We start from the raw sequence: 25,169 nt of genomic DNA, 5'->3' as shown, positions 1-25,169 counted from the left end.
TTCGGGATTGGTTGCATCCTCGGGCCGAGTGGGCTGCCTTGCTGCCTTATCGGGCCTCGATGGATTTGCGCCCTCGCAGATGTCTGCGAGGGCGTGTTTTATCCTGGAGGTTTGCTCTGCGGGACGGAGCTGCCGTCCGCAGCGGTTATGCAGATGGCGGCTTTCCTCAATAGGTCAGAACCCCCTTGACGCTTATTGATATCCGTATGATTTTGAGAAACTCATCGTGAAAAGCAAAGTGTTCCTCTGAAATCTGTGGTGTTTCAACTGTGCTGGAAAGCGCCATCGTCGTTTCAAAAAAGCCAAGTCCATAGTTGAGTGTCGACACAGTAACCTGCAACAGGTGGACATGGCCTTCGGTGTCTCTGACAAAAGCCCGCCTATGCAGTATCCCTCCATTGGGCACTAGTATTTCTGAGGCATTTGTCTCGATTGTCATTTGGCCCCGTGGACCGTCCGCAAAAATTCGCTGATCTAACAGTGTTTCTATTTCAACCGGGGTAAGGTTGAGCGCAGCGTTTTTTTTCATAGGGATCACCGTAAATGACGCGCGGCGATCTTCGGAAAGCTGATAAAGCGCTTGTTCACCGTGTATCGGTTTACGTTCCAATACCCAATCTGTCCCATCAGTACAAAAACTGACGTTGTAGGAAATGAAGTCGCATTCATCCGGTATAGGGGCGTCTTTAAACATGCTGCTTCGCTCTCCGACCCCTAGGAATCTCGGACCGTCAGAGGCCTTAGAGGTTTGCGACATCGCAACATTGGATAGCACGAAAACGCCGCACGTCGCCCCAATGACCAGACGTCTGCCCAGCATCGAAAGACGTCTGCCCAGCATCGAAAGACGTCTGCCCAGCATCGAAAGACGTCTGATCTTTGTCATGTCATCGCCTGTCGGTTGTTATTCAACGCATTTCTTCGGCCATGACATTAGTCATCCAATTTGGCATCTTTAAGACGTACCCCCTAGATTAAGCACGCGGTTACGGTTAAAGGCAGTTCTTCTTAAAATGGACATTCATGCATAGCGCAGCACCAAGCACTGTGGCTCAAAGCAGTCAGTGCGCGGTTGCAGATCGCGCCTGAAGCCAGTCGCGATCCACAACGCAGCCGGTAAGGGGCTTGCATGCATATTCCCGGCCTTTTTTGTGCCCGGCGCGTCAGCGCAGGTCGGGCGGGCGGGCCTCCGCGGCCAGATGCGCGACCACGTCCTCCAGCGCCACCACTTCGGAACGGTTGTCGCCCAGCCGCCGCATCGAGACGCTGCGCGCCTCGACCTCGCGCGCGCCGACAGCCAGGATCACCGGCACCTTGCCCAGCGAATGCTCCCGCACCTTGTAGTTGATCTTCTCGTTGCGGGTGTCGGCCTCGGCCCGCAGCCCGGTGGCCGTGAGCGCCGCCACGACCTCATCCACGAAGGGATCGGCGTCCGAGACGATGGAGGCCACCACGACCTGCCGAGGCGCCAGCCAGAGCGGCAGCCGCCCGGCATGGTTCTCGATCAGGATGCCCAGGAAACGCTCGAAACTGCCCAGGATCGCGCGGTGCAGCATCACCGGGCGGTGCTTTGCGCCGTCCTCGCCCACATAGGTCGCGTCCAGCCGCTCGGGCAGGTTGAAATCGGCCTGGAAGGTGCCGCATTGCCATTCCCGCCCGATCGCGTCGGTCAGCTTGAAATCCAGTTTCGGTCCATAGAAGGCGCCTTCGCCGGGGTCGAGCTCGTAATCGTTGCGCACCGACAGGATCGCCTTTTCCAGGGCCGCTTCGGCCTTGTCCCAGACCGCGTCCGAGCCCACACGCACCTCGGGGCGGGTCGACAACTTGATGTCGAACTTCGAGAATCCCATGTCGCTGTATATCGAACCCAGCAGGTCTATGAACTTGCTGCATTCGTCCTCGATCTGGTCCTCGGTGCAGAAGATATGCGCGTCATCCTGCGTAAACCCGCGCACCCGCATCAGCCCGTGCAGCGCGCCATGCGCCTCGTACCGATGGCACGATCCGAACTCGGCCAGCCGCAGCGGCAGATCGCGGTAGGATTTGATGCCCTGGTTGAAGATCTGCACATGGCAGGGGCAGTTCATCGGCTTCAGGGCGTTGACGCGTTTTTCATTCGCGTGCTCTTCGTCGATCTCCGTGATGTACATGTTCTCGCGGTATTTGTCCCAGTGCCCGCTGGCCTCCCACAGCTTGCGGTCGACGACCTGAGGTGTGTTGATCTCGCGATAACCGGCACGGTCCAGCTTGCGCCGCATGTAGTCTTCGAGCGTGCGGTAGATCGACCATCCGTTGGGATGCCAGAACACCATGCCGGGCGCTTCTTCCTGGAAGTGAAACAGCTCCATCTCGCGGCCCAACCTGCGGTGGTCGCGTTTCTCGGCCTCTTCGAGGAAGGTCAGATACGCCTTGAGCTTTTCCTTGCCGGTGAAGCCCACGCCGTAGATCCGCTGCAGCATCGGGCGGTTGGAATCGCCGCGCCAATAGGCGCCCGCCACGCTCATCAGCTTGAAGGCGTCGGCGGGCAGTTGGCCGGTGTGCTGCAGATGCGGGCCGCGGCACAGATCCTGCCAGTGGCCGTGCCAGTACATGCGCACCGGTTCGCCCTCGGGGATCGCCTCGATCAGTTCGACCTTGAAGGGCTCGCCGGTGTCCCTGTAGTGCTGGATCGCGCGGTCGCGGTCCCAGACCTCGGTCCTGACGGGATCGCGCAGGTTGATGATTTCCTTCATTTTCCTTTCGATCGCGCCCAGGTCTTCAGGGGTGAAGGGCTCCTCGCGGTCGAAATCGTAATACCAGCCGTTCCGGATGACCGGGCCGATGGTGACTTTGACGTCCGGCCAGAGCTCCTGCACTGCGCGGGCCATGACATGGGCCAGATCGTGGCGGATCAGCTCATTGGCCTGATCTTCATCCTTCATCGTGTGGATTGCGATCGTCGCGTCGTCCTCGATCGGCCATTGCAGATCCCAGTGCCGCCCGTTCACGGTGGCCGAGATCGCCTTCTTGGCCAGTGACTTGGATATCTCGGCTGCGACATCGGCGGGGGTGACGCCCTGCGGGAAGCTGCGCGCGTTGCCATCTGGAAATGTCAGGGAAATATCGGCCATCGGCCTGTCTCCTCGTCGGTTTGGCGCCTACGAAACGCCCGGTTGCGGGTCAGATGTGTCGGGAAGGGTTTTTGGACGGACCGGCGCGGGAAGTCAACGCGCCTTCGCGTCAGTCAGCCCGTGAAATAATGGCGCAGGGCCGCGGCCATCTCGGCCGCGTGGTCGTGATCGGGTGTGCCGCGCAGGGCGGTGGCGGCGTCGAAATATCCCGGCGCCGGGATGCCGCTGCCGCTGCGGCTGATCACGAGCGCGGCCAGGAAGGGCCGCTCGGCGGCCTGATCTTCGGCCATCAACGTCTCCAGCGCCGCGCCCAGCCGGGCGATCCGGCCCGGACCCGGCACGTCAAGCGCCTGCGCCAGTGCGGCGTAAGCGATTGGCAGATCCCGGCGTTTCAGGCCCATGACATACGCGCGCAGCCGGTTCGGCAGGGTTTCCGTCATGCCGGCCCGCTGCCGCCGCGCGGCGCGAAGCCGATACAGAGCTTGCCTTCCTCACCCTCGGGCACGGTCGCGAGCACCGAGGCGCAGTAGCATCCCCCGCCCGAGGATTTCTCGCGGTGGCAGCAATCGCCGCAGGTGCCGAAATGCTCGGTCCCGCGGGCGGAAGCCAGCCCGGTCTGCACGTCGCGCAACCCGTCCAGCAGGGCGGCGCGGGTCTCGGGCGCGAGCCCGTCCAGCGCCGCGGTCAGGCAGCAGAGCGGATCGCGCTCCAGCAGCGCGTGCCCCGTCGCGGTCAGCTCGAAGAGCGTGGAACGCCCGTCCGCCTCGCTGCGTTGGCCTTCGAGCAGCCCCAGCGCAACCAGCGATTTCACGGTCTGCGAGGCGGTCCCGCGCGTGGTGGCGTGAAAGCTGGAAAAGGCCGATGGCGTCCGGGAGAACCGGTTGGCGCGCGCGAAATAGCGCAGCGCCGTCCATTGTGCTGGCGTCAGGCGCGGATCGGTCTCGCCGCTCTGGGCGAGCCGGGCAAGATGGATGATCAACTCGGCGCAATGCGCCGCCCTGCGTGACGCTGTCATGACGGTGAAATAGCGTTCCGACATTATCTTGACAAGACCGGCGCTTTGGGAAATAGTTTCGACACGCTACTAACTCCGGGGGAAACGCCATGAACATGCATGTCAGCGCGGATCGCGATTTCCGCAAGCAGGCGATGGCTACGGAAATGCTCGATGCCGAAACCGAGCAGCGCTTGGCGCGCGCCTGGCGTGACGAGCACGACGAGGCCGCGCTGCACCGCCTGATCAATGCCTATGGGCGGCTGGCGGTGTCACTGGCGCGTGGGTTCCGCCGCTACGGGCTGTCGCAGGAGGACCTGCTGCAACAGGCCAATCTCGGCCTGCTCAAGGCGGCCGAAAAGTTCGACCCGGACCACGGCGCGCGTTTCTCCACCTATGCAAGCTGGTGGGTGAAGGCGTCGATTCGCGACTACGTCCTGCGCAACTGGTCGATCGTGCGCACCGGCACCACGGCGCCGCAGAAGTCGATCTTCTTCAATCTGGGCCGCGTGCGCGCGCAGATCGAACGCCGCGCCGCCGACGACCCCGACAGCCCCGCCGCCCGCGACCCGGTCGGCGCCATCGCGCGGGAGCTCAACGTGCCCGAGGAGCAGGTGCGCGACATGCTCGGGCGCATGTCCGGACCGGACATGTCGCTCAACGCGCCGCAGCGCGCCGACGAGGACGGGCGCGAATGGCTCGACCTGCTGGAGGACGAGACGCCGCTGGGCGCCGACGAGGTGATGGAGCGCAGCCACCGTGCGCGGCTTCACGACGCGCTGGAAGATGCGCTCGGGACCCTGCCGGAGCGCGAGCGCAGCATCGTCGTTGCACGCCGCCTGACGGAGGATCCGCCGACCCTGTCGGAACTGGGTGTGCAGATGGGTGTCTCCAAGGAACGTATACGTCAGTTGGAGGAGCGCGGGCTGGAGCGGCTGACCGACGCGATGCGCGCCGCCCTCCCGGCCGAGGCGCGGAAGGTCGGCGCGGGCTGACGCCGGGGCGCTGTTGCGCGGCGCGCGCCCGGCGCGCTAGGCTCCGCGGCACTGGAAGAAGCCAGCGCCGGGGAGGGCCGCATGCCGCAATTTCTCGACACGCCGCAGGGCCGGCACATCGCCTATGAGCAGAGTTCGGGTTCCGGCCCCGGCGTGGTCTTTCTGGGCGGCTTCCGCTCGGACATGGAGGGCACCAAGGCGCTCCATCTCGAAGCCTGGGTGCGCGCGATGGGCCGAAGCTTTCTGCGGCTCGACTATTCGGGCCACGGGCAGTCCTCCGGCGTTTTCCTGGAAGGGGCCATCGGCGACTGGGCCGAGGACGCGGTCGCAGCCATCGACGCGCTGACCGAGGGGCCGCAGGTACTGGTCGGCTCTTCGATGGGTGGCTGGATCGCGCTCCTGGCCGCGAAGGCACGGCCCGGCCGCATCGCCGGGATGCTCGGCATCGCCGCCGCGCCGGATTTCACCGAGGACAGCATGTGGGCGGGTTTCGATGCCGCGCAGCGCGCGGCGCTGATGGATACGGGCCATGTGGACATGCCCTCCGACTATTCCGACGAGCCCTACCGCATCACCCGCCGCCTGATCGAGGACGGGCGCGCACATCTGGTGCTGCGCGCCCCGCTGGCGCTGCCCTTTCCGGTGCGGCTGCTGCAAGGAACGGCGGATGCCGATGTGGACATCTCGGTCGCACTCAGGCTTCTCGACCATGCCGACGGCGGGGATATCCGGCTGACGCTGGTGAAGGGCGCCGATCACCGCTTCTCGGACCCCGAATGCCTGATGCTGATCGAGCAGAGCCTGGCCGAAGTGCTCGAGCGCGCCGGATGAGCGCGTTGCGCCGCGTCCTGAAGGGCGCGCTGGTCGCTCTCGCCGCGCTTGCGCTCGCCGGCGTGCTGCTGGCGCTCTACGGGCCGCGAGAGCCGGTGGCGCGCGGCCCGGCCTTCGACCCGGCCGTGATCGGCGCCGACATTGACGCCTATCTGGCGGGGCGGGAGGCGCGGTTCACCGACATCACGTCCGGTACGGAAAAGCACGTCCTCTGGGCCGGAGAGCCCGGCGCGCGCACTGGCTGGGCGGTGGTCTATCTGCACGGTTTCTCGGCCACCTCGCAGGAGATTCGCCCGGTGCCCGACAGGCTCGCCGAAGGGCTGGGCGCCAATCTCTATTTCGCGCGGCTCGCCGGACACGGGCGCGGCGGGGCGGCGCTGGCCGAAGCCAGAGTCGCAGCCTGGTGGCGTGACGCGGAAGAGGCGCTGGCCATCGGCCGGCGGTTGGGCGACCGGGTGCTGGTGCTTGCCACCTCCACCGGGGCCACGCTGGCCGCGCTCGCCACGACGGAGCCCGACCTGGCCAATAAGATCGACGCGCTTGTCTTCGTCTCGCCCAACTTCCGGGTGCAGAACCCGGCCGCCGCGCTGCTAACCCTGCCTTACGCGCGTCGCTGGGTGCCACTGATCGCAGGCGCGGAGCGGAGCTTCGCGGCGCAGAACGACGCCCACGCCCGCTACTGGACCACGCGCTATCCCACCGAGGCGCTGGTGCCGATGGCCGCGATGGTGGCCGAAGCGCGGGCGCGCGACTACTCCGCGCTCGCGTTGCCCGCCTTCTTCACCTTCTCCGACGCGGACCAGGTGGTGGACCCGGCCGCGGCCCGGCTGGTGGCAGGGCGCTGGGGCGGACCGGTGACGGTCGCTCCGCGCCGCATGGGGATGGGCGACGACCCGTTCGCCCATGTCATCGCCGGCGACATCCTGAGCCCCGGCCAGACCGGACCGATGGTCGCGGAGATACTGGATTGGGTGGCGGGGCTCTGAGCGGTCAGTTCAGAAAGAGGCCCACCACGATCATCATCAGCCCCAGAGCCGACAGAAAGAGCGCGCCCAGATTGGGAGCCACCACCTTCTGCACCTCGGCGCGCAGCGCCTCGTCGGAGAGGTTGGCGCGCCGCGCCCGGGCCACACGCAGGATGCACCAGACCAGCAGGCCGAACCCGGCGAGCGCGAAAACCGCGCCGATATAGACGAGCCATTCCATGGCCCGCCAATACCCCGCCGCCGGTTCGCGCGCAAGCATCCGCGCTGGCGGGTTGCAGATAACGGGGCCTGACCCTACGTTCGGCCCGGCAAAGAATTGCAGACGGGGCAGGGCAGGATGGCCGGACCGCTTCCCAATGTTGCGCAGGCGGTGCCGCGCGCCCGGCGGCTTGCCCGCGAGGGCGACCCGCAGGCTGCGTTCGACCTGCTGGCCGCAGTGCTGGAACGCTTCCCGCGCAACCGCAAGGTGCTGGCCGAATTGCGCGCGCTCAACGCCGAGCCCGACGCGGCGCGCGCCCATTACGGACTCGGCGAGAAGCTGAGTGCGGGGGCCTGGCACCTGGCCGCGATCGCGAGCCTCGATGAGGCGCTGCGCCTGGCGCCGGGCGACGCGCGGGTGCTGAGCCGGCTGGGCGATGTGCAGCGCCTGGCGGGCCGGGCGGAGGCGGCGCTGGAGAGCCACCGCCGCGCCGCCGAGCTTGCGCCCGAACGCGCCGCGGCGCAGTTCGGGATGGGGGTCGCGCTCCAGGATCTGGGCCGGATGGCGGAAGCCGCCGAGGCGTACCGGCGCGCGTTGGCAGCCGATCCGGATCATGCCGCCGCGCATATGGCGCTGGGGCTCGTGGCACCCGCACAGCCCGGCGATTCGCGGCTCGACCGGATGGAAGCGCTTGCCGCCGATCCGGGCCGCGACGCCACCGGCCGGGCGATGCTCCATCACGCGCTGGGCAAGGCGCACGACGATCTGGGCGAGACGGCGGCGGCCTTCGATCATTTCGCCCGTGCCGGCGCGCTGCGCAAATCCGCGCTGGACTACCGGATCGAGGCCGACCGTGCGCTCTTCGACCGGGCAGCGCGGCTGACCGCCCCGCCGCTGGCGCCGCGCCGCCGCGCCGCGCCTTGTCCGATCTTCATCGTCGGAATGCCGCGATCGGGCACCACGCTGATCGAACAGGTCCTGGCCTGCCACCGCGACGTGGCGGGCGAGGGCGAGCTGGAACTGCTCAGCCGCTCGGCCGGGCCGCTCTTGCGCGCCGCCGCCGATCCGGGCTTCGCGGGGCCGGATCGCACGGGCCTGGAAGTGCTGCGCGAGGCCTATCTCGCCGGGCTGGCGCAGCGCGGCGCGGGGCGCGCGTTCGTCACCGACAAGATGCCGCAGAATTTCCTGCTGGCCGGGCTGATCGCCGCGGCCTTTCCCGAGGCCCCGGTCATCCATCTGCGGCGCGACGCGCGGGCCGTCTGCTGGTCGGTCTTCCGTACCTGGTTTGCCAGCGCGCGGGCGGGTTTTGCCTGCGACCTTGCCGATATCGCGGCCTATTACCGGATGTATGCCGATCTGATGGCGCGCTGGCACGCGTGTCTGCCCGGCCGCATCGCCGATCTGGATTACGAGGCCTTCACCGAAGACCCGGAGGCGGGCACGCGGCGGTTGCTGGCGGCCTGCGGGCTGGACTGGGATGCGGCCTGCCTGGCACCGCACCGCTCGGCCCGCGCGGTCAGCACGGCCAGCGCCGCGCAGGTCCGCCGGCCGGTCTATCGCGGCAGCTCGCAGGACTGGCGGCGCTATGAGGCCCATCTGGGGCCGCTGCTGGAGGGTCTCGAGGGACTGGTGTGACACCCCGCATTCGGGGGCCTTGCGGGGCGCGCGCGCGCGCTCTAGGAACGGGGTCCGCGACAGAGACGAGGACAGGCAGGATGAACGACGAGAGCGACGGCATTTCGGAGACCACGCGCGTGACGCGGGAGGAGCTGCGCTCCTTCGTGGAGCGCTTCGAGCGGCTGGAGGCCGAGAAGAAGGACATCGCCGATCAGCAGAAGGAGGTCATGGCCGAGGCCAAGGCGCGCGGCTACGACACGCGCGTGCTGCGCAAGGTCGTGGCGATGCGCAAGAAGGACCCGCAGGAGTTGAGCGAGGAAGAGGCGATCCTGGAGCTTTACCGCGAGGCACTTGGCATGTAAGGCGCCCCGTCCCGGCGCCGCCGATTGTGGCTGGCGCCGGGAAAGTGAGTATTTGGGGAAAGATGAAAGGGGGGGGGGTGCGCCTAGCCGTCCAGCGTGACGAGCGCGTGGCGTTTCTTGCCGGCGGAGAGTTTGACCGGCTGCGCCAGCGCGCCCGCGTCGAGCACGAGGCCCGGATCGGTGATCGGTTCGTCGTTGAGCCGCGCGCCGCCCTCGGCGATCAGGCGCTTGGCGTCCTTGCCGGATTTCGCCAGGCCCGAGCGGACGAAGACTTGGACAATAGACAGACCTTTTCCAAGTTCTTCCCGTGTGAGCTTCAGAGTGGGTAAGCTGCTAACGCGCCCTTGAATTGACGCCACATCCTCGCCTGACTCATGCGCAGACATAGGTCCAGAAACCCCTTTCTCGAAGACTTCGCGCGCCGTCTCTTCGGCGGCCTTGGCGGCCTCGGCCCCGTGGGCGAGCGTCGTCACCGCATTGGCCAGCGCGATCTTGGCCGTATTGATCTCCGCCCCCCCGAGCGCGCCCAGCCGCGCGCATTCGTCGAGCGGCAGTTCGGTATAGAGCTTCAGGAAGCGCCCGACATCGGCATCGGCGGTGTTGCGCCAGAACTGCCAGAAATCGAAAACCGAGTGCATGCCCGCATCGAGCCAGACCGCGCCACCTGCCGATTTGCCCATCTTCCGGCCATCCGACGTGGTCAGTAGCGGCGAGGTCAGTCCGAAGACCTCGGCCCCCGCCACGCGGCGGGTCAGGTCGATGCCGTTGACGATGTTGCCCCACTGGTCCGAGCCGCCCATCTGCAGCCGGCAGCCGAATCGGCGGTAGAGCTCCAGGAAGTCGTAGGCCTGCAGGATCATGTAGTTGAATTCCAGGAAGCTCAGCGATTGTTCGCGGTCGATGCGCGACTTGACCGACTCGAAGGCCAGCATCCGGTTGACCGAGAAATGCCGCCCGATATCGCGCAGAAAGTCCAGGTAGTTGAGCCCGTCGAGCCATTCGGAATTGTCGAGCATGACCGCGCCGGTCGGCCCGTCGCCGAAGTCGATATAGGAGGCGAAGACCGCGCGGATGCCGGCAATGTTGTCGTTGATCTGCGCCTGGGTCAGCAGCGGGCGCTCGTCGGCGCGGAAGCTGGGATCGCCCACCTTGGTGGTGCCCCCGCCCATCAGCACCAGCGGCTTGTGGCCGGTCTTCTGCAGCCAGCGCAGCATCATGATCTGGATGAGCGAGCCCACATGCAGCGAGCGGGCGGTCGCGTCGAAGCCGATATAGCCGGGCAGCGCGCCGGCGGCGAGCGCCTTGTCGAGGCCTTGCAGATCGGTGCAATCGGCGAGATAGCCGCGCTCGGTCATCACCTGAAGAAACTCGGATTTCGGGTGGTAGGTCATGCGGGCGTGGTCCATTCTGTCACCGGGCGCTTCTCCATACAGGCGCCGGGGGCAAAGGAAAAGGCCATGCGCAAACACGGCAGGGAGCGCGCGCCGCTCTGGGCGCTGGGGGCGATGTCGGGCACGTCGATGGACGGGGTGGATATGGCTCTCCTGCGCACCGACGGGGTGGAGATCCTGGAATTCGGCGAGACGGGCTATCGCCCCTATACCGACGCCGAGCGCGCGACGCTGGCCGCCGCACAGGGCCGCTGGCCGGGCGAGCCCGGCGTGGCGGCGGCCGAGGCGGTGGTGCGTGCCGCCCATGCCGAGTTGCTGGCCGGGGCGCAGGGCGTGGACCTGCTGGGATTTCACGGCCAGACGCTGGCGCATGAGCCGCGCGGGCGCGGCACGCATCAGGCAGGCGACGGCGCGCGGCTGGCGGAGCAAAGCGGCCTGACCGTGGTCTGGGATTTCCGCAGTTCCGACGTAGCACTGGGCGGCGAGGGCGCGCCGCTGGCGCCCTTCTACCACTGGGCCTGCGCGCGCCGGATCGGCGCCGGCGGACCGGTGGCCTTCCTCAATCTCGGCGGGGTGGGCAACCTGACCTGGGTCGATCCGCGGGCCGCCGCGCCGGAGGCCGAGGGCGCGCTGCTGGCCTTCGACACCGGTCCGGCTAACGCGCCGATCGACGATCTGCTGCGCGCGCGCGGCGGGCCGGCCTGTGACGAGGGCGGCGCGCTGGCCGCCGCCGGGCGGGCGGACGCGGCCGTGGTGGCGCGGATGCTGGAGCAGCCGCATTTCTTCAGAATACCGCCCAAGTCTCTGGACAGGAACGAATTTTCATTTCTCCTCGACGCCATGTCGGAGCTGACGACCGAAGACGCCTGCGCGACGCTCGCCGCATGCATCGCGGCTGCGGTGGCGCGCGGGACGGAGCATTTCCCGGCCCCGGTGGAGCGTTTTCTGGTGGCAGGTGGTGGGCGAAGAAACGCTCATATTATGAATGTATTGCAGGCGGAACTTGATGTTCTTGTCCAGCCGGTGGAGGATGTGGGCCTCGACGGCGACATGCTGGAGGCGCAGGCTTTCGCCTATCTGGGCGTGCGGGTGCTCTACGGGCTGCCGACAAGCTGCCCGGGAACAACCGGCGTGGCTGCCGCGGTCGGCGGCGGACAGATCAGCCGGCCGGGGGAGTAGCGCGCAGGGGAGAAACCGCTTTACCCTCTGCCGCGAATGGGAGAGCCTGCGGGCATGCCGATGTCAACGGGAAGGGAGACCCGAGGATGGCACGCCATGACCGCTATCGCGAAGATGTCCCCGGCCGCGCGAATGTCGAGGACACGCCGGAACTGTTGGCCTATTACGACGAGTTGGAGCGCCACGGCGCGGGAGCGCTCTGGACCGTGGCCAACAAGATCGAGCCCTGGGAGCCGCAATCGTCATCGGTGCCGATGATCTGGCGCTATACCGATTTGCGCGCGCATGTGTTGCGCTCGGTCGAACTGGTCACGCCCGAGAAGGCGGGGCGGCGCGTGGTCTACCTGAACAATCCGGGCCGTTCGGACGTGGCCGCCGCGGTAGGCTGGATCTATGCCGGGCTGCAGGTCATGCATCCGGGCGAGCAGGCCTCCGCCCATCGGCATTCCGCCAGCGCGATCCGATTCATCATGGAGGGGCGTGGCGCCTATACGGTGGTGGACGGCCACAAGATGACCCTGAACGCCAATGATTTCGTGCTCACCCCGAACGGCACCTGGCATGAGCATGCCGTGGCCTGTGACGGTACGCCCTGCATCTGGCAGGACGGGCTGGACATCCCGCTGGTCAACGCGTTGGAGGCGAATTTCTACGAGGTGCATCCCGATCTGACACAGGCCGTCGCGCATCCGGTGGACGACATGACCGCGATCTGGGGCAATCCGGGCTTGCGGCCCGGCGGCGGGGCCTGGGACAAGGGTTATTCGCCAATGTTCAAATATGAATGGGACCGGACATACGAGGCGCTTGAGGCCCATGCCGCGGCCAGCGACGGGTCGCCCTTTGACGGCATCCTGATGCAATACATGAACCCGGTCACATCGGGCCCGGTGATGCAGACGCTGGGGGCCAGCATGCAGATGCTGCGGCCGGGCGAGGCCACGCAGGCGCACCGGCACACCGGAAGCTTTCTCTACCAGGTCTGCAAGGGGAGCGGACATTCTGTCATCGACGGCCGGCGTTTCGACTGGCAGGAGCGCGACATTTTCTGCGTGCCGTCATGGGCTTGGCACGAACACGCGAACGGGTCGGAGACCGAGGACGCCTGCCTTTTCTGCCTCAACGACCTGCCGGTGATGCAGGCACTGGGCCTCTTTCGCGAGGAAGCCTTCGGCGAAAACGGCGGCCAGCAACCGATCCAGAATCAAGGGAGCAGTGCATGAGACTGATAACATACAGGGAAAACCTATATGCGCCTGCCGTTCTGGGTGTGATCCGCGACGATCTCGTGGTGGATGTCGCGGCGCTTGGCGCGGCGCTGGGCGAGGATCTGCCCGACGAGATGAACGCGTTGATCGACCTGGGCCGTCCGGGGCTCGACGCGCTGGCGGGCGCGCTCGACCATGCCGAGGGCGACTGGCCCGTGGGCTGCGCTCGGCCGCTGGCCAATGTGGACCTGCTGGCGCCGATCCCGCGGCCGCGCAAGAACATCTTCGGCATCGGGCTGAACTATACCGAGCACGTGGCCGAATCGAGCGCCGCGCTCGACACCGACAAGGACCTGCCCAAGGAGCCGGTGATCTTCACCAAGCCGCCGACCGCCGTGGTGGGGCCGGGTGGCGCGGTGGAGCATGACGGCTCGATCACGCAACAGCTCGACTGGGAGGTGGAACTGGCGGTCATCATCGGCAACCGCGCCCGCCGCGTCAGCGAGGCGGCGGCGATGGATCACGTCTTCGGATATTCGATCATGATCGACATCAGCGCGCGCGACAACCGCCGGGCGGGGCAGTGGATCTATTCGAAGGGAATGGATACCTACGCGCCCTTCGGTCCCTGCATCGTCACCGCGGACGAACTGGAAGACCCCCATGCGCTCGACCTCTGGCTGACCGTGAACGGTGTCGAGAAGCAGCGCTCCAACACGCGCTTCATGCTCTTCAAGATACCCGAGTTGATCGCCGACATCTCGCGTGGCATGTCGCTGGAGCCCGGCGACATCATCGCCACCGGCACGCCCGAGGGCGTGGGCGCCGGCCGGACGCCGCAGGAATGGCTCTGGCCCGGCGATGTGATCGAGGCGGGGGTGGACGGCATCGGCACAATCCGCAACCCGGTCGTGGCCGCAGGTCCGGTGACGCCGCGCTAGGCAGGCTCCGTTTCGATCCGCAATTCATGGTCCTGGAGCCTGTCGCGTCTGATCGGAGCCCCGCCCCGGACTTGGTCCGGGGCCTCGCGCATCCGGCGACGGGCCCCCGGCGCGGAGGCCGGGGCGGGCGTGACTTCGAATTGGCGCGATACATAGGCGAAGGTTTGTCCCTTGGCCCCGCGTGGCTCGTGTCCGGACCTGCAAGCGGTCGCGAGGTCCATCCTCACCGTTTCGGTTCAGGGTCTCGAAACAGGTTCTCAGCCGTCTCTCAGCCCGCCGCATCGGTGAAACCCGGCCCCTCCGCGACCAGTCGCGCGAGAAGCGGCGCGGGCGTCCAGACCGCCGGGTCCTCGCGCGCCAGCCGGGTCAGGTCGTCCAGGATCCGCGCGAGCCCGATCCGGTCGGCATGCCACAGCAGCCCGCCGCGGGCGCGCGGGAAGCCGAGTGCGTGGACCGACACCAAGTCGATCTCGGCGGCGCTTGCCAGCACGCCCTCGTCCAGTATCGCGGCGGCCTCGTTGACCAGTGCGGCGATCAGCCGGGTCCGGATCTGGTCTGCGTCGAATTCCCGTCGGCTGACGCGGGCGAAGCGGGCCTCCTCGGTGATCATGTCCTCCAGCAGCGGGTCGATCACTGCGCCGCCGCCGCCGGGATAGCGGTACCAGCCGACGCCCACCTTGCGGCCCAGCCGCCCCTCCTGCACCATCCGGTCGGAGATCGGCACATAGCGGCGCGCCGGGTCGCGGGTGGGGGCGGCGCGCCGGCGGATCACGTAATCCGCGTCGAGCCCCGTGATGTCCTGCGCCGCGAAAGGACCGGGGGAGAAGCCGAACGCTTCCATCGCCGCGTCCACTTCCCAGGGCACCGAGCCGTCGAGCAGGATCATCTCCGCGACCTCCAGCATCCGGCGGCGCAGCCGCTCGACGGGCGAGGGGGCGCCGGCGGCCAGCGTCAGGGCGAGCTTGTCCAGCATATGCGCGAGCGACAGTGCGGCCGCGCGCGCCTCGGGCGCAGTGCGCGGCCCCGGCGCGATCTCCGCCAGCCGGCTGAGATGCGCGGGCGGCTGGATGCGCAGGCCAGTCAGTCGCGCGGGCAGGGTGCAGGCCCCGGCCAGCGCATCGACGGGCAGGCTGGCGCTGCAGGTGAGGACGGCCTCCGCTTCGGGCGCGGCGGCCTCCAGCGCGCGCAGGGCGCGGGCCTTTTCGTCAGGGTCCTCGTCCACGGCCTCGATGGCGATCTGCGCAGGCGGCCGGTCCGCCAGCCCGGCGCGGGGGGCAAGCCGTGCCTTGCGCGCCGCGGCCTCGCCCGCGGGGCAGAGCCCGCGCGCCACCGCGTCATCCACCAGCCGGCCCAGCATGTCCGTGCAGCGCGCCACCGCGTCGGGCCGTTCCGCCACATGAACCGCGATACCCGCCGCGTCGAGCGCGAAGGCCAGCCCGGCTCCGACATTGCCGCATCCTGCCAGCAGGGCCGAACGGACGGGCCGGAACCCCGCGGGTTGCGCACGCGCGCGGGCCTCGGCGTGTGCGATATGCGCCCTGCCGTCGGCCTCAGTCTTCATCGGCGGCGATGCCCAACTCCTCCACCACGTGCCGGAGCCGGGCCAGGCTGTCCTCGACGCTCTCGCCCGAGGTGTTCACCGTGGCCTGGGCGCGGGCATAAAGCGCCTCGCGGCTGGTCAGGATCGAGGTGAGTTCCTCCATCGCCTTGGGATTGCCGGCCATCGGACGCCGGTCGCCCTGGGCGCGGACCCGTTCCATATGCTCGCCGGGGCTCGCGCGCAGCCAGATCGTGTGGAAATTCCGCAGAAGCAGGGTGAATGTCTCGGATTCGGAAACGATCCCGCCTGCGACCGCGAGCACCACCGCGTCGCGCTCGGTGACGATGCGCTCCAGCGCTTCGTGTTCCAGCCGCCGATAGCCTTCCTGGCCGTAAAGCGCCATGACCTCGGCCACGGGCATGCCGCTCTGCTCCTCGATGTGCTGGTTGAGCTCGGTGAAGGGCAGGCCCAGCTCGGCGCCCAGGAGCCGGCCCAGCGTGGACTTGCCCGCACCGCGCAACCCGATCAGGCAGATGCGCTGACGCCGGGTCTCGTGATCGGGGCCGACATTGAGGATCTGGCGCACGCGCTGGCGCTGCTCAGGCGAGGCGTCGCGGAAATGCTGCGCCATCTGCACGGTCTCCGACTCCCACGGGTCGTCCTCGCCGACCAGGAACTCGATGCGCATTTTAAGCGCCTGCGCCACCCGCATCAAAAGCCCGATGGAGATATTGCCCTGGCCGCTTTCAAGCTGCGCGAGATAGCGCTGCGACACGCCCGAGCGTTCCGACAGCACGCGGCGCGACATGGCCCGCAACGCACGGGCGCGCCGCGTCCGAGCACCCACCAGTGCGATGAACGCGTCCACATCCGCCGATGCGGCGTCCTGCGCAGTATCCTGCAAGATCGTGTCGCTCAATCCGGGACTGGCGCGCATATCCTTGGTCTCCACTTCGGCTACCTGCCGCAAAATCTAGCCATAGCGGGCAATGACATGCAATATATTTCCAGGCCCCTGCGACGCCTTGCCGACTCAGCGCGCCGTTTCGGCCACCAGATAAGGCTCCATCCGGGCGCGGATCCCGGCGGGGATCGCCGTCTTGCGCATCGGATGGGCGATCACGAAGGCTTCCACGAAACGGCCCTCGAAGCAGAGCGTGCCGTCCTGCAACCCGCGCACCGCGAACCCGATGGAGCTTTCCCCCAGCCGTGTCAGCCGGACCTCGCAATCGAGCGGCGCGCGCGGCGTGACCGGGGCGCGGAAGTCGACCGAAAGATGTACGAAGGGCGCCCCCATGCCGCGATCGACGTTGAGCCGGAACCAGTCCGTGCCGGTGACCGATTCCCACCAGGCATCGATTGCCTCCAGCGCGAAATAGGGGATGCGCCCGGTATAGGCGATCTGCGCCGGGTCGCAATCCGACCAGCGCACCTTGATCCGGTGCCGGAAAACAGCCACTTCGGGCAAATTCGTCTGATCCATCAATAGGTTTCCACGTGATACCGGCCTTCCTCGCGCATCGTGTCGCGCAAGGCAAGCCATTGCGTGCCGGTGCTTTCGGCGATGTTCGAGAGCGCCTTCTCGACGCCTTCCTCCATACCGCGCAACCCGCAGATATAGACATGCGTGGCAGGGTCGCAGATCAGTTCGGCCACGGCTTCCTCCTGCTCGCGCAGCTTGTCCTGGACATAGGTCTTTGGCTGGCCCGCGACCCGGCTGAAGGCGAAATTCTTGGCGAGCGCGCTCTCGGGCACTTTCTTCAGCGGGCCGAAATAGGGCAGGCTGTCGGGGGCGCGGGCGCCGAAGAAGAGGCTCATGCGCCCGGTCGCACCCGGATTGGTGCGCCGCCGGTGCATGGTGAAGGCCCGGAACGGCGCAGAGCCCGTGCCGGTGCAGATCATCAACAGTTTCGCCTCCGGGTCGTTGGGCATCAGGAAGGTCGATCCGAAGGGCCCGGTCACCGCCACCTTGTCGCCCGCCTTCAGATCGCAGACATAGTTGGAGCAAACGCCATGCGGCTCGCGCTTCACGGTCAGCGACAGGTTGTTGTAATTCGGCCGCTCGCCGTCGCGCGGGCTGGATACGGAGTAGAGCCGGGGCAGGTGCGGCTTGCCCCCGGCATCGGTGCCCGGCGCGGTAATGCCGATGCTCTGGCCTTCGAGCACGGGAAAGGACGTCGCGCCGAAATCCAGGATGATGTGGCGCACGTCGTTGTCGGCGTCGTCGCCCGTCAGCCGGTAATTGCCCTGCACCGTGGCCTCAACCGGCTTGGAAATCGTGTAGAGATTGACCGTGGGCTTGGAGGCGGAGACCGGCGCCCTGGCGCGTCCGCCCGCCCCCTTGTGCGCATCGGCCAGCAGCGCGGCCATCGCCTCGTCCATCGCCTCGATGGATGTCTCGGCCTCTGACGCTGTGGCGGGGAACTCCTCCTGCTCGGGCAACTCGTCCCAGCCGTACTGGTCCTCCAGCGAATAGGGCTCGCGCACCACCCGCCATTCGTCGATGGACCCGGTGGGACAGACCGGGATGCAGGCCATGCACATGTTGCAGATATCGGGATCGACCACGACATTGTCGTCATTGTGCTCGATCGCGTTGATCGGGCAGGTCATCTCGCAGGTGTAGCAGCGGATGCAGATCTCCGGGTCGATGAGATGCTGCTTCATCGGCTTGGTCATGATCTCTCCCCTGCGGCGATCCGGGCGGCACGGCCCTCCCGCCGCTTCATCTTTCCCGAAATACTCAAATCCTGCCGGTGCCCCGCCACCGACCGGCCGGGGCGGGGCGCAGCGGTCAGGCCATGTGCAGTTTCACATATTCGAAGTCGCCCGGCTTGTTGTCGATGCCCACTTTCGGGGGCGCGATCCAGCCGGCGTATTTCCCCGTCTCGAATGTCGGTACCATGAGCGACTGGATGAAATCGCCATCGGCCCTGGTGGGCAGCCATTCGGCGCGCTTTGCCTCCCACTCCTCCGCGCTGATCACCCGGCCCTCGGGGGTCACGGGCACGCCCGCGAAGACGCCGATCTGGCGGTGGAACCCTTCATGCGGCAGTTTCAGTTCAAAGTCGATGCCGGCCTTGGAGATGATCTTGTTCCAGCGCCCCACGCCGCCCGCGGCGTCGCGGGTATAGTCGTCGCGCAGCCGCATGTTGATCGCGGTGAGCGCCGGGGCGTCGGCCACGCGGATCACGTCGCCGGCCACTTCGGACACCGGGTAGGTGGCGCCGGTCAGCTTGTGATCGTCCTCGATCCGGTTCTCCATGTAGCGGCCCTTGATGCCCGCGTTGAAGGCATTGGCCGCGTTGGTCGAGACCTCGCCGCCGAAGAGATCGAGCGACAGCGTGTAATGCAGGTTCAGCTTCTTCTGGATCGTCGGCAGGTCGATCACGCCCAGGGCACGGACCTTGTCTATTTCGTAGGGGTCGGTGATCCCGGCCTCGTTCATCGCCTCGCAGGTGCGCTGAATGGTGCGGCCCACGCCGGTTTCGCCCACGAACATGTGGTGGGCTTCCTCGGTCAGCATGAAGCGGCAGGTGCGCGAGAGCGGATCGAAGCCCGACTGCGCCAGCGACTCGAGCTGCATCTTGCCGTCGCGGTCGGTGAAATAGGTGAACATGAAGAACGACAGCCAGTCCGGCGTCTCCTCGTTGAAGGCGCCCAGCATCCGCGGCGCTTCCTCCGAGCCGGAGGAGCGTTGCAGCAGCCCGTCGGCCTCCTCGCGCCCGTCGCGGCCGAAATATTTCTGCAGCAGGTAGACCATCGCCCAGAGATGGCGGCCCTCCTCGACATTGACCTGGAAGAGGTTGCGCATGTCATAGAGCGAGGGCGCGGTCTTGCCCAGGAAGCGCTGCTGCTCGACGCTGGCGGGCTCGGTGTCGCCCTGGATCACGATCAGCCGGCGCAGCATGGCGCGGTACTCCCCCGGTACCTCCTGCCATGCGGGCTGGCCGGCATGCTCGCCGCAGGGGATGCGCCGGTCCTCCACCGCGGGGGCCAGCAGGATGCCCCAGCGGTATTCCGGCATTTTCACGTAGTCGAATTTGGCCCAGCCCTTCGGGTCCACGCTGACGGCGGTGCGCAGATAGACCAGGCTCTCCTGGAAATTCTGCGGGATCAGGTCGTTCCACCAGTTGATATAGCCGGGGTGCCATTTTTCCAGGGCCTTGAGCACGCGCCGGTCCTGCGACAGGCCCACATTGTTGGGGATCATGGTGTCGTAGCTGACATTGTTCAGATCAAGCATGTCGTCTCTCCTCGCGTGAAATCCTCAGACCCGGCGCATGTCGAAAGCGCCGCGCTGCCCGGTGCCGTAGCGTTGCAGTGCGCCGTCCTCGCCCACCGCGTTGGGGCGCTGGAAAATCCAGTTCTGCCAGGCGGTCAGGCGGCCGAAAATCCGTGTCTCCATCGTCTCGGGGCCGGCAAAGCGCAGATTGGCCTCCATCCCCGTCAGCGCATCGGGCGAGAAGCTCGCGCGCTCCTCCAGGAAGATGCGGATCTCATCCTCCCAGTCGATATCGTCGAAGGCGAAGGTCACGAGGCCCAGATCGCTGGCATCAGATGCCTCGAGCGGCTCGCCGATACGTTCCCTGGCGGCCTCCACGGCCTCCGGCGTGCCCAGGAAACGGGTCTGAAGCCGGGTCAGCTCGTTGCCCATCGGGTAGGGGCCGAAATTGCCCTCGGTCAGCGTGACCGTGGCCGTCGGCCGATTGTCGCCCTCGAACTCGTCCTCCATCATGTAGCTGCGGTCGGCGGCGAAGATCAGCTCCGCCAGCATGCCCGCGAAGCAGGAGCCGTGCTCGACCATCGCGGTCAGGGTGCGCGAGGTCACGTCGATGCGCTTGAGCAGCCGTTTCCAGTAGAGCAGGATCTCGTTGGCCAGCCAGAAATCGCGATGCGCCAGCAGGAATGCCTCATGCGCAGCCACCGCCGCCGGGTCGCCCTGGGTGCGCAGTACGATAACCCCGGCTTCCGTTTCGTTGAGCCGCAGATGCAGGATGGCGTCGTCCAGTTCGCGCGCCGCCCGCAGCGCCCAACCCTGTGCGCCCTGCGCGTGCAACTCGCCGGTGTTGGCCGGCGGCGGCGTGTCGGGGCCCTTGATCGTCACCGTCGCCACGCCCGCGTCGCGGTCCATCGACACCTCGACCAGCGAATAGCTGACGCTGCCGTCCTCGGCGAAGCTGCGCTCGAGCGGGGGCAGGGCGATGCCTTCGGCGTTTGCGGGGCGGTTGTTGCGGGCCGCGAATTCGGCGGCGCGTTCGGCCACGGTCTGATCGAATTGCGAGTTCTTCACCACCTCGTCCACCAGCCGCCACTCCTTGGCGCGCTGGCCGCGCACGCCTTCCTCCATCGCGCAGAAGACATCGGCCAGGTCGCGGCGCATCTTGCGCTTGTCGGTCACGCGGGTCAGCCCGCCGGTGCCCGGCAGCACCGCCAGGAGCGGCACCTCGGGCAGCGCCACCGAAGATGAGCCGTCATCGGTCAGGATGATGTGGTCGCAGGCCAGCGCCAGCTCGTAGCCGCCGCCCGCGCATGCGCCGCGCACCGCGCAGATATAGCTTTGTCCGCTCTCGGCGCCGGCGGCCTCATAGGTGTTGCGGGTCTCGTTGGTGAATTTGCAGAAATTGACCTTGTGGGCATGGGCCGCCCCGCCCAGCATGCGGATATTCGCGCCGGCGCAGAAGACCTTGTCCTTGCCCGAACGCATCACCACCGCGCCGACCTCCGGGTGCTCGAAGCGCATCCGTTGCACCACGTCGGACAGCTCGATATCGACGCCCAGATCGTAGGAGTTGAGCTTCAGCTCGTAGCCGTCGAAGAGTCCGCCCTTCTCGTCCACATCCATGTAGAGATGCGCGACCGGGCCGTCATATTCCACGCGCCAGTGCCGGTACTTTGACGGGTCGGTCTGAAAGTCGATGCGCTTGGTCACGGTCGGTCTCCTGTCTGCTGCGGGCGGGGCGTCGGGCCGGCGCCGTAACGTTTCTGCAAGATAGTGCATTTTGGCGTCAGGGCAAGAGAAGAGGTGGATTGGCATTTCCTGGCATTATGTTGTTTAAACACAAAGCGTTGAGCGCTTTTTCTGCCATATCCGAAATGTGAAATATAATGCATCATACCTGTTCCGCCTCCGTTACGCATGCGATTCCCTGTCGCATCTCATCCAGCGCTGCCGGGGAAAGGCCCATCACCGCGCCGTCGCGCCCGGCAAAGGCGCGCCCGGCGCATTCGGCCGCCAGTGCGTCGAGCCTGGCCGCCGCGCGCGGCTTGCCCATACGCCGCTTCAACCCGGCATTGGCCAAGTGGATCACGGCCTGCACCATATGCCGTTCGCGCGAGTTGGGCGGTGCGTTCATCCAGACCGGCTCCAGCACCTCGTGCGCCTCCCAGTAGAAGCCTTCCGCGATCAGCCGCCGCCCGTAGGTCCAGACGATATTGGACCCGTGCCCGGCATCGCGCGTGACCGCGGGCGCCTCGGCAATCACCCCATCCATGAAGCCCTTTGCAGGGCGGGGGGTGCGGCCGGGCAAGTAGGCGCGCGTGGGGAGGGGCGGGCTGCGGGTCACGACACGGCCACCTCGGCATGTTCGATCCGCTCCAGCCGGGCGGTGAACTCGGCCGCCGCGGCCAGCGTCGCCTCCGGCGCGTCGATTTGCGGGGCATGGCCGCAGCCGGGCAGCATGGTCACGTCGACGGGCGCGTAGCTGCGCGTCTCCAGCTCGTCGATCTGGGCGCGCGTCCCGTATTCGTCGGCCTCGCCCTGGATCGCCAGCACCGGGATGCGCAGATAGTCGATCACCTCGGCCACGTTCCACGCCTTGAAGCCGGGATCGAGCCAGGCGTCGTTCCAGCCGCGGAAGGCAATGTCGGGATTGTCGTGATATTTCGCCATCCGCGCGGCCAGGTCGCCGGTCTCGTAGGCGGTCTTGGCTTGGGCGATGGAGGCCAGCCCGCCGGGTTCGGTGAAGAAATGCGGGGCCATCAGAATCAGGCCGCGGATGCGGAAATCCTCGACGCTGCCGGCATAGACCGCGGCGATTGTCGCGCCGTCGGAATGGCCCATCAGGATGCCGCGGCGAAAGCCGATAGCCGACAGCACCTCGGGCAGCACATCGACCGCCTCGCGCGTCATGTAGTCGAGCGGGCGGGGCAGGTCGGCCGGGTCGGACCGCCCGTAACCTGCGCGCGACCAGGCGAAGACGCCAAATCCCGTCGCCGCGGCCAGCCGGGCCGGAAAGTCGCGCCAGAGCGCCAGGCAGCCCAGCCCCTCATGCAGCAGCGCGATGGTCGGGGCCTTCTCCGGCGAGGGGCCGAAACAGGCGCCTTCCAGCCGCTTGCCGCCGGCCTCGATCATCACGTTCGCGCCATCCGACCATTCCATCAGCCTTCTCCCCTGAGCCTGAAGCGCTGGATCTTGCCGGTCGCGGTCTTCGGCAATTCCTCCACGATCTCGATCCAGCGCGGATATTTCCACTTGCCGATCCGGTCCTTGACCACCTCCTTGAGCGCCTCCTCCAGCCCGTCGCGGTCGGCGCCGGATTTCAGCACGACGAAGGCCTTGGGCTTTTGCAGCCCGTCTTCGTCCTGCGCCGCGACGACTGCGGCCTCCAGCACGGCGGGGTGGGAGGTCAGCGCCTGTTCCACCTCGAAAGGCGAGACCCAGATGCCCGAGACCTTGAACATGTCGTCGGTGCGCCCGCAGTAGACATAGCGCCCCTCGGCGGTGCGCTCGTACTTGTCGCCGGTGCGGGTCCAGCGGCCCTCATAGGTGTCGCGGCTCTTCTCGCGCTGGTTCCAGTAATCCTGCGCGGCCGAGTCGCCCTGCACCAGCAATTCGCCCACCTCGCCGGTGCCGACCTCCTGCCCGTGTTCGTCCACCAGCCGCAACTCGTAGCCCGGCACTGCGACGCCCGAAGTGCCATAGACCACGTCGTCGGCCCGGTTGGACAGGAAGATATGCAGCATCTCGGTGGAGCCGACGCCATCGAGGATATCGCATCCGGTCCGCTTCTTCCAGGATGTGCCGATGAACTCGGGCAGCGCCTCGCCGGCCGAAATGCAGCGGCGGAGCGGTGCGTCGATGCGGCCCTTGCCGGAGTCGATATGCTCCAGCGTCGCGGCGTAGAGCGTCGGCACGCCGCCGAAGATCGTGGGCTTGAGCCGGTTGATGATGTCGAGCACGGCATCGGGCGTCGGGCGCCCGGCCAGCAGCAGCGTCGTCGCGCCGACGGCCATCGGGAATGTCATCGCGTTGCCCAGCCCGTAGGCGAAGAACATCTTGGCGGCGGAAAAGACGCGGTCCTCTTCCGCGACACCCAGGACCTGGGCGCCGTAGGTGTCGGATGTCGCGCGCAGGCTGGCATGGACATGGCGCACGCCCTTGGGCTGGCCGGTGGAGCCCGAGGAATAGAGCCAGAAGGCGCATTCCGCCCCGCTCACGCCGACCGGCGGCGCGGTTTCGCTGCGCTCGAGTTCCGCGGTGAAGTCGTGGCAGCCTTCCGGGGTCTCCCCGCCGATCACGAAGACCGCGTCCAGGTAGGGGCTGTCGGCCAGGAGCGGCTCCACCACCGGCAGCAAGTCGTGCGAGACGATGAGCGCGCGCGCCCGGCTGTCGCGCAGGATCGTGTCATAGACCTGGGTGGAGAGCAGCGTGTTCAGCGCCACCGGGACCACGCCTGCCTTCAGGCTGCCCCAGAAGATCACCGGGAACTCGATCTGGTCGAGCACCAGCATCGCGACGCGGTCCTCGCGGCGGATGTCGTGGCGGGCATAGAGCGCGGCCATGCGGCCCGACAGGTCCGAAAGCGCGCCATAGCTCAGGCTGCGCGCGGCCCCGATCCCCTCGATGAAAGCGGGCTTCTCGGCGCGCCCCTCATCGACATGGCGGTCGACGAAATAGAGCGCCGCGTTCTCGTTCGCGTGTGTCATTCTTCCTCCCGGTCATCGGCCGCGCGCGCCGCTGTTCCGGGCGGCTTCGGCCATCATGGCGCTCTGCTGAGTCGGCACCTTTTATGCAGAATAATACAAATGTGCATGAATTCTGCAACATATTGCACATCACGCTGACGCCGGCGTGAATTCCGCGAGCGCGCGCCGGCCTGCACTGCCGGGCGCGATGGCTTTCGGGTCGGTGGTGATAAGCGTGACAACCGCCGCCGCCCGGTCTTGCAGATCGAGCACCGGACACGCCATCGCGTAGAGGCCAGGAATGAAATCCTGCCGCGCGATGGCCAGTCCGTCGCGGCGCACCTCCGCGGCCGCATCGGCGAAGTCGCCGGGGCCCTTGCCGGGGATTTCCGCGGCGATGGCCGGTGCGGTCAGGCGGTCGGGGAGATGCGCAAGAAAGGCCAGCCCCGTGGCCGAGGAAGTGACCGGCAGCACCGATCCCAGCCCCAGCGTGGTGACGAGCGGCGTCGCGGCCTTCTCCCAACGCACGACGGTGGGGCCGCGATTGCCCCAGACCGCCAGCAGCCCGGTCAGCCCGGTGCGGTCCACCAGTCCGGGCAGGGCGTCGGCGGCGGCGTTCACCGGGTCGTGGCGGGCGATCGCGGCGATCCCGATCTCGGCCGCGCCGGGGCCCAGGTCGTAGCTGCCGCTTTGCCTGTGGCGCACCATGCCCGCCGCGATGAGGCTGGTCAGGTAGCGGTGCGCCTTGGCCGGGGCCATGCCGGTCTCCGCGGCCAGCACGGTTAGGCTGGCGGGGCCGGGGGCGCGGGCCAGCGCCTTGAGCAGGCGCAGCGCCACCTCGACGGATTGTACGCCGCTGATGCGGCCGGCGGGCGGTCTGGGCTTGTCGGTCATCGGGGCCTCCGCGAT

General features: G+C 67.3%; 24 protein-coding genes. 8 read left to right on the top strand and 16 right to left on the bottom strand.

Annotated features, from left to right (window positions below; all coding sequences use genetic code 11):
* Positions 1-166: 166 nt before the first annotated feature.
* The 4 genes from DDZ14_RS19240 to DDZ14_RS01440 form a co-directional block, all read right to left on the bottom strand.
* Entirely contained in the window at positions 167-886 is a 720-nt protein-coding gene (locus DDZ14_RS19240; protein WP_146193045.1) for a hypothetical protein, read from the bottom strand.
* A 277-nt stretch (positions 887-1,163) separates the two neighbouring features.
* Positions 1,164-3,110: a threonine--tRNA ligase gene (gene thrS, locus DDZ14_RS01450; RefSeq protein ID WP_109423150.1), complete on the bottom strand. Its 1,947-nt coding sequence runs from the start codon at positions 3,108-3,110 to the stop codon at positions 1,164-1,166.
* A 113-nt stretch (positions 3,111-3,223) separates the two neighbouring features.
* Positions 3,224-3,550: a hypothetical protein gene (locus DDZ14_RS01445; protein WP_109423149.1), complete on the bottom strand. Its 327-nt coding sequence runs from the start codon at positions 3,548-3,550 to the stop codon at positions 3,224-3,226.
* A complete protein-coding gene (locus tag DDZ14_RS01440; RefSeq protein ID WP_233252431.1) occupies positions 3,547-4,149 on the bottom strand; it encodes a MarR family winged helix-turn-helix transcriptional regulator in 603 nt (200 codons plus the stop codon). Before DDZ14_RS01440 ends, DDZ14_RS01445 begins: the two co-directional genes overlap by 4 nt.
* A 65-nt stretch (positions 4,150-4,214) precedes the next feature.
* On the opposite strand from DDZ14_RS01440, the gene DDZ14_RS01435 reads away from it, so the two are divergent.
* The 3 genes from DDZ14_RS01435 (at position 4,215) to DDZ14_RS01425 (ending at position 6,916) form a co-directional block, all read left to right on the top strand.
* Positions 4,215-5,099: an RNA polymerase factor sigma-32 gene (locus DDZ14_RS01435; RefSeq protein ID WP_109423148.1), complete on the top strand. Its 885-nt coding sequence runs from the start codon at positions 4,215-4,217 to the stop codon at positions 5,097-5,099.
* Between the two features lie 81 nt (positions 5,100-5,180).
* Positions 5,181-5,930, top strand: coding sequence for an alpha/beta fold hydrolase (locus tag DDZ14_RS01430; RefSeq protein WP_109423147.1), 750 nt, complete (start codon positions 5,181-5,183; stop codon positions 5,928-5,930).
* Entirely contained in the window at positions 5,927-6,916 is a 990-nt protein-coding gene (locus DDZ14_RS01425; protein ID WP_109423146.1) for a carboxylesterase, read from the top strand. Before DDZ14_RS01430 ends, DDZ14_RS01425 begins: the two co-directional genes overlap by 4 nt.
* A gap of 4 nt (positions 6,917-6,920) precedes the next feature.
* Here DDZ14_RS01425 and DDZ14_RS01420 read toward each other — a convergent pair whose 3' ends face one another.
* Positions 6,921-7,136 carry a hypothetical protein gene (locus tag DDZ14_RS01420; protein ID WP_109423200.1) on the bottom strand — a complete coding sequence of 72 codons (216 nt, stop codon included), beginning with the start codon at positions 7,134-7,136 and terminating at the stop codon, positions 6,921-6,923.
* Between the two features lie 117 nt (positions 7,137-7,253).
* On the opposite strand from DDZ14_RS01420, the gene DDZ14_RS01415 reads away from it, so the two are divergent.
* Positions 7,254-8,750 carry a sulfotransferase gene (locus DDZ14_RS01415; RefSeq protein WP_109423145.1) on the top strand — a complete coding sequence of 499 codons (1,497 nt, stop codon included), beginning with the start codon at positions 7,254-7,256 and terminating at the stop codon, positions 8,748-8,750.
* An 80-nt stretch (positions 8,751-8,830) separates the two neighbouring features.
* Positions 8,831-9,094, top strand: coding sequence for a DUF2312 domain-containing protein (locus DDZ14_RS01410; protein ID WP_109423144.1), 264 nt, complete (start codon positions 8,831-8,833; stop codon positions 9,092-9,094).
* Between the two features lie 83 nt (positions 9,095-9,177).
* On the opposite strand, the gene tyrS is transcribed toward DDZ14_RS01410, so the two are convergent.
* Entirely contained in the window at positions 9,178-10,485 is a 1,308-nt protein-coding gene (gene tyrS, locus DDZ14_RS01405) for a tyrosine--tRNA ligase (RefSeq protein ID WP_109423199.1), read from the bottom strand.
* A 66-nt stretch (positions 10,486-10,551) separates the two neighbouring features.
* Between tyrS and DDZ14_RS01400 the strand changes: the two genes are divergently transcribed.
* The 3 genes from DDZ14_RS01400 to DDZ14_RS01390 all read left to right on the top strand — a co-directional run bounded on the left by DDZ14_RS01400 (position 10,552) and on the right by DDZ14_RS01390 (position 13,813).
* Positions 10,552-11,664, top strand: a complete 1,113-nt coding sequence (locus DDZ14_RS01400; protein ID WP_109423143.1) for an anhydro-N-acetylmuramic acid kinase — start codon at positions 10,552-10,554, stop codon at positions 11,662-11,664.
* 86 nt (positions 11,665-11,750) lie between these two features.
* Positions 11,751-12,887: a cupin domain-containing protein gene (locus DDZ14_RS01395; RefSeq protein WP_109423142.1), complete on the top strand. Its 1,137-nt coding sequence runs from the start codon at positions 11,751-11,753 to the stop codon at positions 12,885-12,887.
* Positions 12,884-13,813, top strand: coding sequence for a fumarylacetoacetate hydrolase family protein (locus DDZ14_RS01390; RefSeq protein ID WP_109423141.1), 930 nt, complete (start codon positions 12,884-12,886; stop codon positions 13,811-13,813). Before DDZ14_RS01395 ends, DDZ14_RS01390 begins: the two co-directional genes overlap by 4 nt.
* A 268-nt stretch (positions 13,814-14,081) precedes the next feature.
* On the opposite strand, the gene DDZ14_RS01380 is transcribed toward DDZ14_RS01390, so the two are convergent.
* From DDZ14_RS01380 to DDZ14_RS01335, 10 genes are all read right to left on the bottom strand, one after another.
* A complete protein-coding gene (locus DDZ14_RS01380) occupies positions 14,082-15,374 on the bottom strand; it encodes a 3-hydroxyacyl-CoA dehydrogenase family protein (RefSeq protein ID WP_109423139.1) in 1,293 nt (430 codons plus the stop codon).
* Positions 15,364-16,290 (bottom strand): helix-turn-helix transcriptional regulator, encoded by a 927-nt coding sequence (locus DDZ14_RS01375; protein WP_109423198.1) that lies wholly within the window; start codon positions 16,288-16,290, stop codon positions 15,364-15,366. The genes DDZ14_RS01380 and DDZ14_RS01375 overlap by 11 nt, the downstream gene beginning before the upstream one ends.
* 96 nt (positions 16,291-16,386) lie before the next feature.
* The gene (locus tag DDZ14_RS01370; RefSeq protein WP_109423138.1) at positions 16,387-16,836 is read right to left on the bottom strand and encodes a thioesterase family protein; all 450 of its coding nucleotides are present in this window, start codon (positions 16,834-16,836) and stop codon (positions 16,387-16,389) included.
* On the bottom strand, positions 16,836-18,032 hold the full coding sequence (gene boxA / locus DDZ14_RS01365) for a benzoyl-CoA 2,3-epoxidase subunit BoxA (RefSeq protein WP_109423137.1): 1,197 nt from the start codon (positions 18,030-18,032) through the stop codon (positions 16,836-16,838). The genes DDZ14_RS01370 and boxA overlap by 1 nt, the downstream gene beginning before the upstream one ends.
* 115 nt (positions 18,033-18,147) lie before the next feature.
* Positions 18,148-19,599 carry a benzoyl-CoA 2,3-epoxidase subunit BoxB gene (gene boxB, locus DDZ14_RS01360; protein WP_109423136.1) on the bottom strand — a complete coding sequence of 484 codons (1,452 nt, stop codon included), beginning with the start codon at positions 19,597-19,599 and terminating at the stop codon, positions 18,148-18,150.
* A gap of 24 nt (positions 19,600-19,623) precedes the next feature.
* Positions 19,624-21,285 (bottom strand): 2,3-epoxybenzoyl-CoA dihydrolase, encoded by a 1,662-nt coding sequence (gene boxC / locus DDZ14_RS01355; protein WP_199221256.1) that lies wholly within the window; start codon positions 21,283-21,285, stop codon positions 19,624-19,626.
* Between the two features lie 181 nt (positions 21,286-21,466).
* Positions 21,467-21,847, bottom strand: a complete 381-nt coding sequence (locus DDZ14_RS01350; protein WP_109423134.1) for a DUF309 domain-containing protein — start codon at positions 21,845-21,847, stop codon at positions 21,467-21,469.
* A gap of 68 nt (positions 21,848-21,915) precedes the next feature.
* A complete protein-coding gene (locus tag DDZ14_RS01345; RefSeq protein WP_109423133.1) occupies positions 21,916-22,734 on the bottom strand; it encodes an alpha/beta fold hydrolase in 819 nt (272 codons plus the stop codon).
* The gene (locus tag DDZ14_RS01340; RefSeq protein ID WP_109423132.1) at positions 22,734-24,281 is read right to left on the bottom strand and encodes a benzoate-CoA ligase family protein; all 1,548 of its coding nucleotides are present in this window, start codon (positions 24,279-24,281) and stop codon (positions 22,734-22,736) included. Before DDZ14_RS01340 ends, DDZ14_RS01345 begins: the two co-directional genes overlap by 1 nt.
* A gap of 129 nt (positions 24,282-24,410) precedes the next feature.
* The gene (locus DDZ14_RS01335; RefSeq protein ID WP_158275438.1) at positions 24,411-25,154 is read right to left on the bottom strand and encodes an IclR family transcriptional regulator; all 744 of its coding nucleotides are present in this window, start codon (positions 25,152-25,154) and stop codon (positions 24,411-24,413) included.
* Positions 25,155-25,169 lie beyond the last annotated feature (15 nt).

The sequence above is a fragment of the Maritimibacter sp. 55A14 genome (genome assembly GCF_003122205.1).
GTDB lineage: Bacteria > Pseudomonadota > Alphaproteobacteria > Rhodobacterales > Rhodobacteraceae > QEYE01.
The sequence above is the reverse complement of the archived record's forward strand: the minus strand, read 5'-3'. Positions and strand labels throughout refer to the sequence as shown.

Coding starts and splice junctions, on each gene's coding strand:
- DDZ14_RS19240 (WP_146193045.1), bottom strand. CDS start 886: ATGACAAAGATCAGACGTCTTTCGATGCTGGGCAGACGTCTTTCGATG.
- thrS (WP_109423150.1), bottom strand. CDS start 3,110: ATGGCCGATATTTCCCTGACATTTCCAGATGGCAACGCGCGCAGCTTC.
- DDZ14_RS01445 (WP_109423149.1), bottom strand. CDS start 3,550: ATGACGGAAACCCTGCCGAACCGGCTGCGCGCGTATGTCATGGGCCTG.
- DDZ14_RS01440 (WP_233252431.1), bottom strand. CDS start 4,149: ATGTCGGAACGCTATTTCACCGTCATGACAGCGTCACGCAGGGCGGCG.
- DDZ14_RS01435 (WP_109423148.1), top strand. CDS start 4,215: ATGAACATGCATGTCAGCGCGGATCGCGATTTCCGCAAGCAGGCGATG.
- DDZ14_RS01430 (WP_109423147.1), top strand. CDS start 5,181: ATGCCGCAATTTCTCGACACGCCGCAGGGCCGGCACATCGCCTATGAG.
- DDZ14_RS01425 (WP_109423146.1), top strand. CDS start 5,927: ATGAGCGCGTTGCGCCGCGTCCTGAAGGGCGCGCTGGTCGCTCTCGCC.
- DDZ14_RS01420 (WP_109423200.1), bottom strand. CDS start 7,136: ATGGAATGGCTCGTCTATATCGGCGCGGTTTTCGCGCTCGCCGGGTTC.
- DDZ14_RS01415 (WP_109423145.1), top strand. CDS start 7,254: ATGGCCGGACCGCTTCCCAATGTTGCGCAGGCGGTGCCGCGCGCCCGG.
- DDZ14_RS01410 (WP_109423144.1), top strand. CDS start 8,831: ATGAACGACGAGAGCGACGGCATTTCGGAGACCACGCGCGTGACGCGG.
- tyrS (WP_109423199.1), bottom strand. CDS start 10,485: ATGACCTACCACCCGAAATCCGAGTTTCTTCAGGTGATGACCGAGCGC.
- DDZ14_RS01400 (WP_109423143.1), top strand. CDS start 10,552: ATGCGCAAACACGGCAGGGAGCGCGCGCCGCTCTGGGCGCTGGGGGCG.
- DDZ14_RS01395 (WP_109423142.1), top strand. CDS start 11,751: ATGGCACGCCATGACCGCTATCGCGAAGATGTCCCCGGCCGCGCGAAT.
- DDZ14_RS01390 (WP_109423141.1), top strand. CDS start 12,884: ATGAGACTGATAACATACAGGGAAAACCTATATGCGCCTGCCGTTCTG.
- DDZ14_RS01380 (WP_109423139.1), bottom strand. CDS start 15,374: ATGAAGACTGAGGCCGACGGCAGGGCGCATATCGCACACGCCGAGGCC.
- DDZ14_RS01375 (WP_109423198.1), bottom strand. CDS start 16,290: ATGCGCGCCAGTCCCGGATTGAGCGACACGATCTTGCAGGATACTGCG.
- DDZ14_RS01370 (WP_109423138.1), bottom strand. CDS start 16,836: ATGGATCAGACGAATTTGCCCGAAGTGGCTGTTTTCCGGCACCGGATC.
- boxA (WP_109423137.1), bottom strand. CDS start 18,032: ATGACCAAGCCGATGAAGCAGCATCTCATCGACCCGGAGATCTGCATC.
- boxB (WP_109423136.1), bottom strand. CDS start 19,599: ATGCTTGATCTGAACAATGTCAGCTACGACACCATGATCCCCAACAAT.
- DDZ14_RS01350 (WP_109423134.1), bottom strand. CDS start 21,847: ATGGATGGGGTGATTGCCGAGGCGCCCGCGGTCACGCGCGATGCCGGG.
- DDZ14_RS01345 (WP_109423133.1), bottom strand. CDS start 22,734: ATGGAATGGTCGGATGGCGCGAACGTGATGATCGAGGCCGGCGGCAAG.
- DDZ14_RS01340 (WP_109423132.1), bottom strand. CDS start 24,281: ATGACACACGCGAACGAGAACGCGGCGCTCTATTTCGTCGACCGCCAT.
- DDZ14_RS01335 (WP_158275438.1), bottom strand. CDS start 25,154: ATGACCGACAAGCCCAGACCGCCCGCCGGCCGCATCAGCGGCGTACAA.